Annotated in this window: 12 protein-coding genes; 9 read left to right on the top strand and 3 right to left on the bottom strand. The window is 33.8% G+C overall.

Annotated elements, in window-relative coordinates; all coding sequences use genetic code 11:
* Positions 1-169: 169 nt before the first annotated feature.
* Positions 170-781 (bottom strand): trimeric intracellular cation channel family protein, encoded by a 612-nt coding sequence (locus CLV90_RS18665; protein WP_133689028.1) that lies wholly within the window; start codon positions 779-781, stop codon positions 170-172.
* 2 nt (positions 782-783) lie between these two features.
* The gene (locus tag CLV90_RS18660) at positions 784-1,509 is read right to left on the bottom strand and encodes an RDD family protein (RefSeq protein WP_133689027.1); all 726 of its coding nucleotides are present in this window, start codon (positions 1,507-1,509) and stop codon (positions 784-786) included.
* 33 nt (positions 1,510-1,542) lie between these two features.
* Here CLV90_RS18660 and CLV90_RS18655 point away from each other — a divergent pair, with 33 nt between their 5' ends.
* From CLV90_RS18655 to CLV90_RS18630, 6 genes are read left to right on the top strand one after another with little or no spacing between them, the layout of a single operon-like run.
* Positions 1,543-2,529, top strand: a complete 987-nt coding sequence (locus tag CLV90_RS18655) for a stage II sporulation protein M (RefSeq protein WP_133689026.1) — start codon at positions 1,543-1,545, stop codon at positions 2,527-2,529.
* Positions 2,492-3,430 carry a hypothetical protein gene (locus CLV90_RS18650; protein WP_133689025.1) on the top strand — a complete coding sequence of 313 codons (939 nt, stop codon included), beginning with the start codon at positions 2,492-2,494 and terminating at the stop codon, positions 3,428-3,430. Before CLV90_RS18655 ends, CLV90_RS18650 begins: the two co-directional genes overlap by 38 nt.
* A 1-nt stretch (position 3,431) precedes the next feature.
* Positions 3,432-4,154 (top strand): hypothetical protein, encoded by a 723-nt coding sequence (locus CLV90_RS18645; RefSeq protein WP_133689024.1) that lies wholly within the window; start codon positions 3,432-3,434, stop codon positions 4,152-4,154.
* A gap of 1 nt (position 4,155) precedes the next feature.
* Positions 4,156-5,376 carry a DUF4350 domain-containing protein gene (locus tag CLV90_RS18640; protein WP_166638614.1) on the top strand — a complete coding sequence of 407 codons (1,221 nt, stop codon included), beginning with the start codon at positions 4,156-4,158 and terminating at the stop codon, positions 5,374-5,376.
* Positions 5,366-6,364 (top strand): AAA family ATPase, encoded by a 999-nt coding sequence (locus CLV90_RS18635; protein ID WP_133689022.1) that lies wholly within the window; start codon positions 5,366-5,368, stop codon positions 6,362-6,364. The genes CLV90_RS18640 and CLV90_RS18635 overlap by 11 nt, the downstream gene beginning before the upstream one ends.
* A 6-nt stretch (positions 6,365-6,370) precedes the next feature.
* Positions 6,371-7,705, top strand: coding sequence for a DUF58 domain-containing protein (locus CLV90_RS18630; RefSeq protein ID WP_133689021.1), 1,335 nt, complete (start codon positions 6,371-6,373; stop codon positions 7,703-7,705).
* 1 nt (position 7,706) lies between these two features.
* On the opposite strand, the gene CLV90_RS18625 is transcribed toward CLV90_RS18630, so the two are convergent.
* Positions 7,707-8,168 (bottom strand): hypothetical protein, encoded by a 462-nt coding sequence (locus CLV90_RS18625; protein WP_133689020.1) that lies wholly within the window; start codon positions 8,166-8,168, stop codon positions 7,707-7,709.
* A 194-nt stretch (positions 8,169-8,362) separates the two neighbouring features.
* Here CLV90_RS18625 and CLV90_RS18620 point away from each other — a divergent pair, with 194 nt between their 5' ends.
* From CLV90_RS18620 to CLV90_RS18610, 3 genes are all read left to right on the top strand, one after another.
* Entirely contained in the window at positions 8,363-9,076 is a 714-nt protein-coding gene (locus tag CLV90_RS18620) for a pirin family protein (RefSeq protein WP_133689019.1), read from the top strand.
* 206 nt (positions 9,077-9,282) lie between these two features.
* On the top strand, positions 9,283-10,659 hold the full coding sequence (locus tag CLV90_RS18615) for a sensor histidine kinase (RefSeq protein ID WP_133689018.1): 1,377 nt from the start codon (positions 9,283-9,285) through the stop codon (positions 10,657-10,659).
* A 131-nt stretch (positions 10,660-10,790) separates the two neighbouring features.
* Complete coding sequence (locus tag CLV90_RS18610; protein ID WP_133689017.1) at positions 10,791-12,983, top strand: transferrin receptor-like dimerization domain-containing protein; 2,193 nt, start codon at positions 10,791-10,793, stop codon at positions 12,981-12,983.
* The last annotated feature ends 5 nt before the right edge of the window (positions 12,984-12,988 follow it).

The following is a 12,988-nucleotide window of genomic DNA, read 5'->3' as shown; positions in this document are numbered from 1 at the left end:
GCTTTTGGCTTTTGGCTTTTGGCTTTTGGCTTTTGGCTTTTGGCTTTTGGCTTTTGGCTTTTGGCTTTTGGCTTTTGGCTTTTGGCTTTTGGCTTTTGGCTTTTGGCTTTTGGCTTTTGGCTTTTGGCTAAAATTCAATTATTTAGCTTCGCCAAATACTCTAAAAAAACTATATTTTTTCGCGATAAATATTTGGCAGCGATATTTTGAAACGTACCGCTAGAACTCGCATGATTATTATAGTTAGAATTGCTAAAGAATAGGCTATGGTATTTTGTATCGGAATTTGTATTAAAAGAAAATACACCAAGCCTCCTAAAATGCAAACCGTTGCATAAATTTCTTTTCTGAATATTACGGGAATTTCATTGCATAAAATATCTCGAATTACTCCCCCAAAACTGGCTGTAATGGTGCCTAAGGCGATACACATGACAGGTGATAAATCTGCCGCTAAACCTTTTTCTATACCTACCATGGTATATAGACCGATACCAATAGTGTCAAATAAAAAGAGTGATTTTCTAACGTACTTCAACTGCTTTACAAAAATGATTGCCAGTAGAACGGTAATTACAATAATGAGCAGATGCATTGGTGCATTCAACCATCCTACGGGTCGAATTCCGATTAATAGATCTCTAAGAGTTCCGCCACCAACGGCTGTTACGAATGCAATAATAAGCACTCCGAAAGCATCTAGTCTTTTATCCATCGCCACCAAAACACCTGATATGGCAAATGCAATGGTTCCTAAAATATCAATGACAAAATAAAACATTGTTAGAGCTTTTGGGTGAAGTAGTTATAATCTTTTAATACAGTATCTAAATACTGCTTATCATACAAATCTGAATTGGTCTGCAATATACTATCAACTTTTTCTCTAAGCGCTTTCATCGTTTTAAAATCATTGCTTTTTTGAGCTATACTAAAGGTTTCCTTTATAAGTCTAACATCTTTATCGGTCAGTATGGTAACATTCACAAATTTTGGCACATACGTATCTTCCACGTCTTCTAAAATGGTATGCGAAACTTTAGTCTTGTTTTTTGTACTGATTACTACTGTACCCGCAGCTGCATCACCTAAACGCTGCCTTTTTTCAGAGAAAAGAATAGTGAGAATGCCTATAGACCCAACAAAGATCCAGATATCTACCAAACGAAGCATCCAACGAATCAAATAATTACTCCAATTTACCGGTGAACCATCAACCGATACTACCCTCATTTTCATAATCATTTTACCTACAGTTCTACCATTGAAAATGATATGCATTAATAAACTGTAAAACATTGCAGGTAAAGATATTAAGCCTACGATGCCTCTCTGCGTCCATCCGTCATTATAAATATAACCAATGGCATCGCCTATTAAATCGACTAGAATATAATAGAGATACAAGATAAATGCATCTATAAAAAATGCCACAATTCGTTCACCAATACCAACAATAGTATAATTAAGGTTCACATTTTGCGTTGTATTGATTTGAAGGTTATTCATTAAGTCTTAAATTTAACAAGGTAAAATTAGTTTATGCGCGAAGCTGCTTTTGTGAAGCAAAATAAGGAAAAATGGATAGCATTTGAAAATGCTATGAACCTTGGTGCTACTTCAAACCCAGATGAGCTTGCCAATGGCTATATTCAATTAACTAATGATTTAGCCTATGCGCAAACGTATTACGCAGAAAGTAAGACTTTATTGTATTTAAACGAATTAGCTTCACAGGCACACCAAAAAATTTACAAGAATAAAAAGGAAAGTAAAAACCGAATTCTTAGCTTTTGGGCAACCGAATTCCCCCTTTTTTTCAAACAATATCATACAACACTTGGCATTGCATTTTTAATATTTAGTATAGCATCTGCCATTGGCTCATTATCTGCATTAAACGATGCTACCTTTGTTCGCTTAATTTTAGGTGACGCTTATGTCAATGAAACTCTTAATAATATTGCCAACGGTGATCCTGCAGCTATCTATAAAGGTGGCAGTGAAATTGGCTCATTTTTAGGCATTACCATTAATAATATTAGAGTTGCATTTCTTGCCTTTGCATTTGGTGTAATTACCAGTATCGGCACTGGTTATATTCTTTTTAGTAATGGCGTTATGCTTGGCGCATTCATAACTTTCTTTTATACGAAAGGAGTTTTCTTTGAGACAAATAAGCAAATATGGTTACATGGTACCATAGAAATTTCAGTAATTATCATTGCCGGCTGTGCTGGTTTGATTATGGGCAACAGCATACTATTTCCAAAAACATATTCTAGGCGGGTATCTTTTATGAAAGGCGCTAAAGACGGACTAAAAGTTGTGGTCAGTACGATTCCGTTTTTTATTATCGCCGGTTTTATTGAAGGTTTTATTACACGATATACCGGTATGCCCAATTGGCTGGCTTTTTTAATTATTGGCGCTTCTTTATTCTTAATTATGTTTTATTACATCGCATACCCGATCATACTTAATAACCAACATGAAAGACAATTACATACCGTTACGGGTAAACCGTGATTTTGGCGGAATAGTATCCGTTTATTTCGACTTTTTTAAACAGAATATTAAAAACTTTACCAATGTATTTATCAGTTATAATGGTGTTTTTTTAATAGGACTTTTAATCACTAGCTATTTATTGGTATCTGGATTTATGGGTATGATTGCTCAAGAATCTGGCTATAATTCTTTTGGCGGAGGTAATGAATTTGAGCAAGATTATTATATTTATTTAGGTATTGGCGGATTTTTATTCGTTATTATTTTCTTGGGTATTGCCTTCTTAAACTATTCGCTATCTACGAGTTACTTGATTAAATATGTAGAAACAAGAGATAATACCGTAGAGAAAAAAGAAGTTTGGGAACTTGCAAAAAGCCAATTCGGAAATATCTTTGTATTCGTATTATTACTGATACCGATATATTTTGTTTTTATTATTGCCGCGATTATTTTAGCCATTATACCCATTTTAGGAATTTTTGCACAATACATTGTACAATTCTTTTTAACCGCTTGGGTAGGTGTTTCATTCTTTGATATGCTTGAAAACAAAAAAGGTGTTACCGAAGCATTAGGCGAAGGTTGGAAATTAGTAACTACTAACTTCTGGAAATCTGTAGGTGTCAACTTTATAATGGGTCTTTTACTAGGAATGTTGCTGATAATTGCCCTAATTGTACCTGGTATTATTATCGGTGTTTATACCTTTCATGTAGTAGAAAATAATGTAGACTACTCCCACTCTATCGTTTCTACCATAGTGTATACTTTAGGGACGTGTATCGTATTAATTATTGCAGTGTACGGTCAATGTCTTACCCAATTCGTAAATGGAGTATTATATTATGCATTACATGAAAAAACATACAACGAAAATACCAGGGCTACTATTGAACAAATAGGTCAAAACGAATAAGTTGAAGCATATTTTTCTCCTCATATTCTTTCAGTTATTAGCGCTATGCTCATTTGCACAGGGCACGAACGATAGTATCATAAAAATTGATTCTTCGTCTGTATTGATTTTAAGAACTATTGACGATGATCTTTCTAAAAAATATTCGGGCGATGAGTTTAACTATACCTTTAAAACAGGTGAATCTCAAAACCTACTGGCTAGATTTATCAATTGGGTCGGTCGAGGACTGGGAAATATCTTTGGTATTAGTATATCGCCACAGTTATTAAAAATCATTGAATATATTATTTACTTTTTGCTGGTAATTTTAGCGATATATCTCATCGTTAAATTTCTTATCAATGAAAATTTCAATTCGCTTTTTCAGAAAAAAGCGAAAGTCATCAACGATATCAACTTAACAGAAGAGCATATAGAAGGTATTGACATCAACAATCTTCTCAGTATTGCTTTAGAACAAAAAGATTATAGACTTGCCATACGTTACCAGTTTCTGCTCACACTACAAAAGCTATCTAAAAGCGATATTATAGAATGGCAGTTCGATAAAACAAATTCAGACTATTTCAATGAAATTGAGCAAACAGAAATAAAAAAAGGATTTAAGAAAATAACCTACCTATATGATTATATCTGGTATGGCGAGCAGACTATAGATGACCTTAAATACACAAAATCGGTTTTAGATTTCGAATCGATCAACAAACAAATTCAATCATAATTTGGGCAAGCGTTCTAAAATAATACTTGGGCTTATAATTGCGGTGCTAATTGGTATCATCGTAACTGAAATAGTACGCCCGAGACCCATAAATTGGAGACCTTCGTTTACTTCTGTATCTAAAATTCCGTTTGGTTGTTTTGTTCTTTATAATGAACTGCCTTCAATATTTCCGAACAGCGAAATTGAATCTGTTGAAAAGAGTATTTACGATTTGCTTATAGAGCGAGATTCTACGATAGCTTCGAATTATTTAATGATCAATGATTTTATCTATTTAGATGAACAAGAAACAAATCAAGTTTTAAAATATGTAGCCAATGGCAATCAAGTTTTTATAGCCAGTAGCAATCTTACAGGGCAATTAGCCGATACTTTAAATATTGAAATTACACAGCAATATGATATACAAGAAGACTCGGTCAGAGCTTCTTTCTCCAATCAAAATTTTAAACAAGAACATTTCTACTTTGAAAGAGGAGTAAATCCTTCATATTTCATTAGTGTTGATACTGCAAACACAGAAATACTGGGACACATAAAATTCAAAACTTCTTCATTTTTAGAGAATAATAAGAATGAAATTAAAGTGAGACCCAATTTTATAAAAACATCTTTTGGTGAGGGAAATTTCATTATTAATACCTTGCCCGTCGCATATACCAACTATTACATATTGGGTGATAATAGGGACTACAGCACACAGAGTTTTTCGTATTTAAATGATCATCTTTTATATTGGGATGATTATAAAAAATCTGGCAGAAAAGTTATCACCTCACCTATGCGTTTCATATTAAATCAACCCGCATTAAAATGGAGCTACTACTTACTGGTTGTGGGTTTACTACTTTTTGTAATTTTTAAAGCCAAAAGAGAACAACGAATTATCCCCATCATAAAACCTTTAGAAAACTCTTCTGTAGCATTTGCAAAAACTGTTGGATCACTATATTATCAAAATAGAGATTATGCTAATTTGAACCATAAAAAAATTACCTATTTTTTAACCTACGTTAGAAATAGATATTATGTAAACACCACTGTTTTAGATGAGAACTTTATTGCTAAATTAAGTACTAAAGCCGGAAAATCTAGAGAAGAAACAAAAACTCTAATAGAGCTCATACTTAGTCTAAAAAATAAACCTATACATACAGAACAAGACTCATTAGCCTTGGTTCAGAAAATAAATACATTTAAACAATCTTATGGAAGATAATACACAAGATGAAAATAACGTAGAATTTAATTCGCGCATAGACCTTACCAAATTACAAGAGTCTGTTTCCAAAGTAAAAGCTGAATTAGGAAAAGTAATTATCGGTCAGCAAGAAATGATCGAATTATTGATAGTTTCTATTTTAGCGAACGGTCACTCCCTTATTGAAGGTGTACCAGGTGTAGCCAAAACCGTTACGGCAAAACTCTTGGCAAAAACAATGAACGTAGATTTCAGCAGAATTCAATTTACGCCAGATCTAATGCCTAGCGATATCTTGGGTACCTCTATATTCAACGTAAAGACTTCAGAATTCGAATTCAAGAAGGGACCTATATTCTCAAATATTATTTTGATTGATGAGATAAACCGTGCACCTGCAAAAACCCAAGCTGCTCTTTTTGAAGCTATGGCAGAACGACAAATAACCATTGATGGAAATGAATTTGAAATGCAGCCCCCGTTTTTGGTTTTTGCCACTCAAAACCCAATTGAACAAGAAGGTACATATCGATTGCCAGAAGCTCAATTAGACCGTTTTCTTTTTAAAATAAATGTACACTACCCTACTTTAGAAGAAGAAATACAGATTTTAGAAAACAAGCATCAACAGAAAAATACTAATGTAGAAGCCTTGATAGATTCTGTTCTTTCTGCCGAACAGATTGCAGCTTATCAATTGGTGATAAAAGATATTATCGTCGAAGATAATTTATTGAAATACATTGCCGCTATCGTAAACAATACTAGAAGTAATGCCAATTTATATTTAGGTGCATCACCAAGAGCTTCTATTGCAATTTTAGATGCCTCTAAAGCTGTTGCTGCTATTAACGGCAGGGATTTTATTACTCCTGATGACATAAAGAAGGTGGTGGGTCCTATTTTAGGTCATAGAATTATATTAACGCCCGAACGAGAAATGGAAGGCTACACCTCAGAGAAAATGATAAGTGATCTTATTCAAACCATCGAAATTCCTAGATAAACAGTTGTGAAAAAGGTATTCAAAAATATATTTCTTCAAAAAAGATTCTTCCTGGTATTAACAGGCATCATCTTATGCTTTTTAGTTTCCTATATTTTTGAGAATATCTCATTTATTGCCAAACTTCTGTTCTATCTATTTTTAGCGTTAATAATCGTAGACATTATTCTTCTGTTTTTATCAAAAGGAAACATAGTTGCCAACAGAATTGTACCTGATAAATTTTCTAATGGCGATGAAAACAATATCAAAATACAAGTTACTAATCAATACTTATTTTCAAGCCGAGTAAACATTATAGACGAGCTTCCTTTTCAATTTCAGAAACGGGACTTTAATTTTAGGAGTGTATTAAAATCTGGAGAACAAAAATTTTACACGTATAATGTAAGACCTGTTGAACGTGGAGTATATAGTTTCGGGAATTTAAATGTATTCGCTACTTCCCCTATTGGCTTTCTAGCTAAAAAATATACATATGACCAAGATAAGGAGGTACCTGTGTATCCGTCATTTTTACAACTTCGCAAATATGAGCTTTTAGCATTTAGTAATCGCCTACTTGAATTCGGAATTAAAAAAATTCGCCGTATTGGTCATACGATGGAGTTTGAGCAAATTAAAGATTACATACAGGGCGATGATATTCGTAATATAAATTGGAAGGCGACGGCTAAAAGAGGTCAGTTGATGGTCAACCAATTTCAAGATGAAAAATCACAACCTATTTATTCTATTGTCGATAAAGGCAGGGTAATGAAAATGCCATTTAACTCACTTAGCTTACTAGATTACGCCATTAACGCAACATTAATCATAAGCAGTATTGCCCTTAAAAAAAATGATAAAGCGGGTATGTTCGCTTTTAGTAACAAAATAGAAAACAGGGTAGTTGCAGAACGCAGAAGTTCTCAAATGAACCTTATTCTTGAAACACTTTATAACCTGAATACTAATTTTGTTGAGAGTGATTTTAGTAGACTTTATATTGATATAAAAAGAAATTTACCACAACGAAGTCTACTACTACTGTATACAAATTTTGAAACTTTAGACGCATTACATCGCCAATTACCCTATTTGCAAGCGATAGCTAAACAACATTTATTGGTAGTCATTTTCTTTGAAAATACAGAGCTTATAGCTTACGCGAAAGAAAAACCCAACAGTACTCTTGAGATTTACGAGCAGGCTATTGCAGAGAAATTTATCTATGAGAAACAATTGGTAGTCAACGAACTTAGAAAGTATGGTATACAGTCTATTTTAACCAAACCAGAAGATTTGACTATTAATACTATTAATAAGTATTTAGAAATAAAAGCAAAAGGACTTCTGTAATTTATCGAAGAAGATAAGCTGCTTGTAATTCTGAAGTAATATCGCCAGTTCCATTTTCAACGAACGAAGGCAATTGAAATTGATATTGGTTATCTAATTGAGCAACTAAACAACCACAGCTTTTGCCACCACCGTTTCTTCTTCTTGTATTACTTGTCAATACATCTAATGCCATACCAGCTAAAACACCACCTAAAGTTGTATAAAGAACATCTCTTGTTTCCCATTCATAGCCTTTTGATTGATCATATATACCTTCTTTGGCAAGACCTGCTAACAAACTACTACCAACAGCACCAGCCCATTTCCAACCTTTTTGACCATTAGATATTTTGTCAGCTGCATAACCACCTGCTACACCAATGACAACTCCGGCGCCAATATGCTTTGCTGCATTTCCTGGATCTTGTGCATTTATATTAACACTAATAATTAAAACAAAAATTAGAACTGCTGATTTCATAATGAGAATGGGGAAATTTATTTTAATAACGTACTTTACTAAATAAAATTATATTGCTTTTTTTATTGTGTTAATAATTATCTTTAAAATACTTCAGCCTTTATCGGCATGTTTTATCTAAATATTTCAGATATTTTAGTAGTGTAATATTTTACCTAAAATTCCGACCAATTGGTTATATAAATACAAATAAAATGAAAACTATTTTACATAAATCTGATACCAGAGGTCATGCTGATCATGGTTGGCTAAATTCTTATCATAGCTTTAGTTTTGCAAACTACCACAATGCCGAACGAATGAATTTCGGAGTTTTAAGAGTGCTTAATGACGATACCGTTGCAGGTGGTCGCGGATTTGGAACTCATCCTCATAGAAATATGGAAATCATTTCTATTCCGTTGGAAGGCGACCTTCAGCATATGGACGATATGGGAAACTCAACAGTCATTAAAGCTGGTGATGTTCAAGTGATGAGTGCAGGCACTGGTGTTTCGCATAGCGAGCACAACAAAAATAAAGACGCAGAGGTTAAGTTCTTACAGATATGGATTATTCCGAACGAGCAAAGTGTTACTCCGCGTTATGATCAAATCTCGATAAAAGATATTGCAACAAAAAACAGTTTATATCAAGTACTTTCACCTAACGCCGATGATGCGGGAGTATGGATTCACCAAAATGCATGGTTTCATCTTGGAGAATATGATTTTAAAACAAGCGAGTCATATACATTAAAACAAAAAGGAAACGGAGTTTACATTTTTGTTCTTGACGGAGAAATTGAAATTGAAAACCAAAAATTAAGCAAACGTGACGGATTTGGACTTTGGGAGACAGAGACTTTTGATTTTAAAACTAATGGTAAATCGAAAATACTAGTCATGGAAGTTCCTATGAGTATATAAAGAACAATATCCTCTAATTAATTTTAGTATTATAAGGCACTTTTAAAAGGTATCTTTTCTGATTTTATAAGCTTCTCTTTCTTATATTTAGGTAAAATATGAATATTAACAACCGCCCCAAAATGTGCATATTTTCATAGTGAGGTTTGATCTAGATAGAGTCGACTTTTTGACCCTTAGAAATTAAGTACTTTAAAATTTATAGTTTGTCTAAAAAAAACACGTTTACTAAAGGCTCCAAAAAAATCAAATTTCTAGATGAATTTGGATTAATAGCTATCATATCCTCAATTTTTACATTTGCGGTATTTATTTATACCCTCTTTTTTCATTCCTATACCGAACAGGCGCTGGCATTTGTTGTTGCTTTAGGTTTCGGTATTGGGTTTATCTTAAATCGCTTAAAACTTCATAAAACGACTAGAATTTACATGACCTTATTTCCTCCAGTCATGTTTATGAGCCTTATATTTTTAATAGGAGGCTTTTTCGGTCAAGCTGTGGCATTTGCTACTATGGGGTTTTTAGCGTTTATAGGGTACAGAAGAAATCCTCGTACAAGAAATCTAATTATTGCCTTTGATATTTTAGCTTTTATTATACCTACAATTTATATCTCTATATACGGACCCATTTTAGGTGTTATAGATGTACCTTTTGATGAGATTTTTGCATTCTTAGCTTGTTTAGGTTGGCTTTCGCTTACATTTCGAATGTACGATCAAAACAAGACTAGAACATACACCAACGATTTAGAAAACCATATTACCGCATTAAAAGAAAGCGAATTAAATCTTAAAATTGCCCAGAACGATTTAAAAAATCAAAACAACAAATTAGCGGTTTTAAATAATGAACTTGAATTAAAAAACACACAAATTGAAGAGTTTACCTTTATTGTTACCCATGATTTAAGAGGTCCCCTAAACAATATTAATGTCATTGCTACAGAACTTGAAAAACAACATTCAGATGCTAACTATGCAAATTTCAGTAGCTATCTAAAGCATTTACAAGGCAGTTCTACTAGGCTTACAAATTTGGTCGAAGGTCTTTTGAAATATGCTGAAATAGGAAATTCTAGCGGAATGGAATCTGTTAATATCGCTGAAGTTATACAACTAGTTGTTGATGATTTATCAGAAAGTATAAAAGTAACAAAAGCCACTTTGAATATTGGCAAAATGCCAACCTTAATTGCTAGACCTAGTGATATTAGAATGCTTTTTCAAAATTTAATTCATAATGCACTAAAATTTAAAACTAATGACGGGCAGCCCGTTATAAATATCACCTCAGAAAAAAAGGAAAACGAATATTTGTTTATCGTCTCAGATAACGGTATCGGAATACCAAAAGAGCAACTAGAAAATGTTTTTAATGCTTTTCACAAACTACATAATCAATCTAAATTTGAAGGATCTGGTATCGGACTCTACGGAAGTAAAAAAATAGTAGACCACCATTTAGGTAAAATATGGGTTGAATCTGAAGAAAATGTTGGCAGCACCTTTTATTTTACCATTAACACAAATTCTTTAGAACATCATAAAACTGAAAAGCATAGTGTAAATCTCAATTAAATATAACACTGTGAAAAATGAATTTACTTTGACATATTATTTTTATTGAGAGTAACTAGAGTTTATAACAAACTACTAATTGTTGCTCCCTTTTGCCTAAACTAATTAAACCTCAACAACTATACTTTATTATGAAACAATTAATCACCATCCTCTTTCTTTCATTAGTCCTCAACGGATATTCACAAAATTCAATTATAGGATTTTCATCCGAGAACACAGACAAACAACTGCAACTCGAAAAAAGTTTTGAAGAAAAATTAAATGCAACAAACCTTGATGAATGGATGCAAAAAATGGCTGCTGAACCTCATTGGGTAGGTACAGAATTTGGAGAGAAAAATGCAAAATGGATCAAAAGTCAATTCGAGTCTTGGGGTTACGATACCAAAATAGAGACCTATCAAATTTTATTTCCTTATCCGACAGAAAGGGTGTTAGAATTAACCGGTCCTACTCAATACAAGGCAAAATTAACAGCTGTACCAGTAGAAGGTGACCCTTTTACAGCGCAAGGTGATGCCTTATTACCAAGCTACAATGCTTTCTCTACCGATGGTGATGTTGAAGCAGAATTAGTTTTTGTTAATTACGGAATTCCGAAAGATTACGAAGAATTAGAAAAACTTGGCATCAGTGTAAAAGGCAAAATAGTAATTGCCAAATACCAAGGATCATGGCGTGGTATTAAACCAAAATTAGCTGCCGAAAAAGGAGCTATCGGTTGTATTATTTATTCTGACCCAGAAGATGATGGCTACGGCCAAGGAGATGTCTATCCAAAAGGTGCCTACAAGAATAAAACCGGAGTACAACGGGGATCGGTGATGGATATGCCTACATACCCTGGGGATGTATTGACTCCAGGTTACGCAGCTACAAAAGATGCTAAAAGACTAGATAGAAAAGATGCACCTACTATTACCAAAATTCCTGTTTTGCCAATTTCATACGAAGATGCACTTCCGCTTTTATCTGCCTTAGATGGTACCGTTGCCCCAGAATCATGGCGAGGTGGATTACCAATAACTTATCATATAGGACCAGGACCAGCCAAGGTTCATTTAAAACTTACATTCGATTGGAAACTCGTACCTGCCCATAACGTTATTGCCACTTTAAAAGGAACCGAATTCCCTGATCAGTGGGTTATGCGTGGTAATCACCATGATGCATGGGTTCATGGAGCCAATGATCCAATAAGTGGTCTAGTCGCCCTTATGGAAGAAGCTCGCGCTATTGGTGAACTTGCTAAAAAAGGACAAAAGCCTAAACGTACCTTGGTATTCTGCGCATGGGATGCCGAAGAACCAGGATTAATCGGTTCTACAGAATGGGTTGAAGATCATAAAAAAGAACTACAAGAAAAGGTAGTTGCGTATATTAATACTGATGGTAATGGTCGCGGATTCTTAGGCGCCGGCGGATCTCATTCTCTACAGGCTATGGTCAGCGAGGTAGCGGGTAACGTTGTTGACCCACAAACGAATGTATCGGTTAAAGATCGTAGAATTGCAGCAAATATGGTTAACGGTAGTGACGACTCTTTTAATCTATATGCATTAGGCTCTGGTTCTGATTACACTCCGTTTATTCAACATGCTGGTATTACAGCTTTAAACCTTGGTTTTGGCGGGGAAAATGGTGGTGGAGAATATCATACTATTTACGATACATATCCACATTACAAAAGATTTAAAGATCCAGAGTTTGCCTATGGTGTTGCTTTGGCGAATACTGCAGGTCTAATTACCTTGCGTTTAGCAAATGCAGATGTTATTCCGTTGAACTTCTCGCAGTGGCATTCGACTATTTCAAATTACTTGACTGAAATTATCGATGAAACAGAAAATATGAGAAAAGAGGTTTTGAAACATAATAAGATGATTTCTCTAAACTCATATGCATTAGCGGCAGATCCAACCAAAAAAATTAAAACGCCTACCAAAAAAGAACTTATTCCTTATATTGATTTTTCACCTTTACAAAATGAATTGGTGATATTGAATGAAACTATTACTGAGTATGAAAAAATCAACACATCTAGCCTATCTAAAAAATCGCTAAAAGAGCTCAATAAGCGTTTAATGAAAGCGGAACAGATGCTTACATCAGAAAAAGGATTACCTCGTAGACCTTGGTTTAAACATCAAATTTACGCACCAGGTTTTTACACAGGTTACGGCGTAAAAACATTACCTGGAGTTAGGGAAGCGATTGAACAAAAAAATTGGGTAGAAGCACAAGAACAAATTGAAATTTTGACAAACACTTTTAAAAATTTCAATACCTATATTAAAGATGCAACTAAGAATTTAAAATAATGATT

Origin of the sequence: Maribacter spongiicola, from assembly GCF_004364165.1 — a bacterium.
Lineage (GTDB): Bacteria > Bacteroidota > Bacteroidia > Flavobacteriales > Flavobacteriaceae > Maribacter > Maribacter spongiicola.
Note: the sequence above shows the minus strand (reverse complement) of the source record. Positions and strands in the feature narration are given on the sequence as shown.

Coding starts and splice junctions, on each gene's coding strand:
- CLV90_RS18635 (WP_133689022.1), top strand. CDS start 5,366: ATGGAAGATAATACACAAGATGAAAATAACGTAGAATTTAATTCGCGC.
- CLV90_RS18665 (WP_133689028.1), bottom strand. CDS start 781: ATGTTTTATTTTGTCATTGATATTTTAGGAACCATTGCATTTGCCATA.
- CLV90_RS18625 (WP_133689020.1), bottom strand. CDS start 8,168: ATGAAATCAGCAGTTCTAATTTTTGTTTTAATTATTAGTGTTAATATA.
- CLV90_RS18610 (WP_133689017.1), top strand. CDS start 10,791: ATGAAACAATTAATCACCATCCTCTTTCTTTCATTAGTCCTCAACGGA.
- CLV90_RS18655 (WP_133689026.1), top strand. CDS start 1,543: ATGCGCGAAGCTGCTTTTGTGAAGCAAAATAAGGAAAAATGGATAGCA.
- CLV90_RS18650 (WP_133689025.1), top strand. CDS start 2,492: ATGAAAGACAATTACATACCGTTACGGGTAAACCGTGATTTTGGCGGA.
- CLV90_RS18660 (WP_133689027.1), bottom strand. CDS start 1,509: ATGAATAACCTTCAAATCAATACAACGCAAAATGTGAACCTTAATTAT.
- CLV90_RS18620 (WP_133689019.1), top strand. CDS start 8,363: ATGAAAACTATTTTACATAAATCTGATACCAGAGGTCATGCTGATCAT.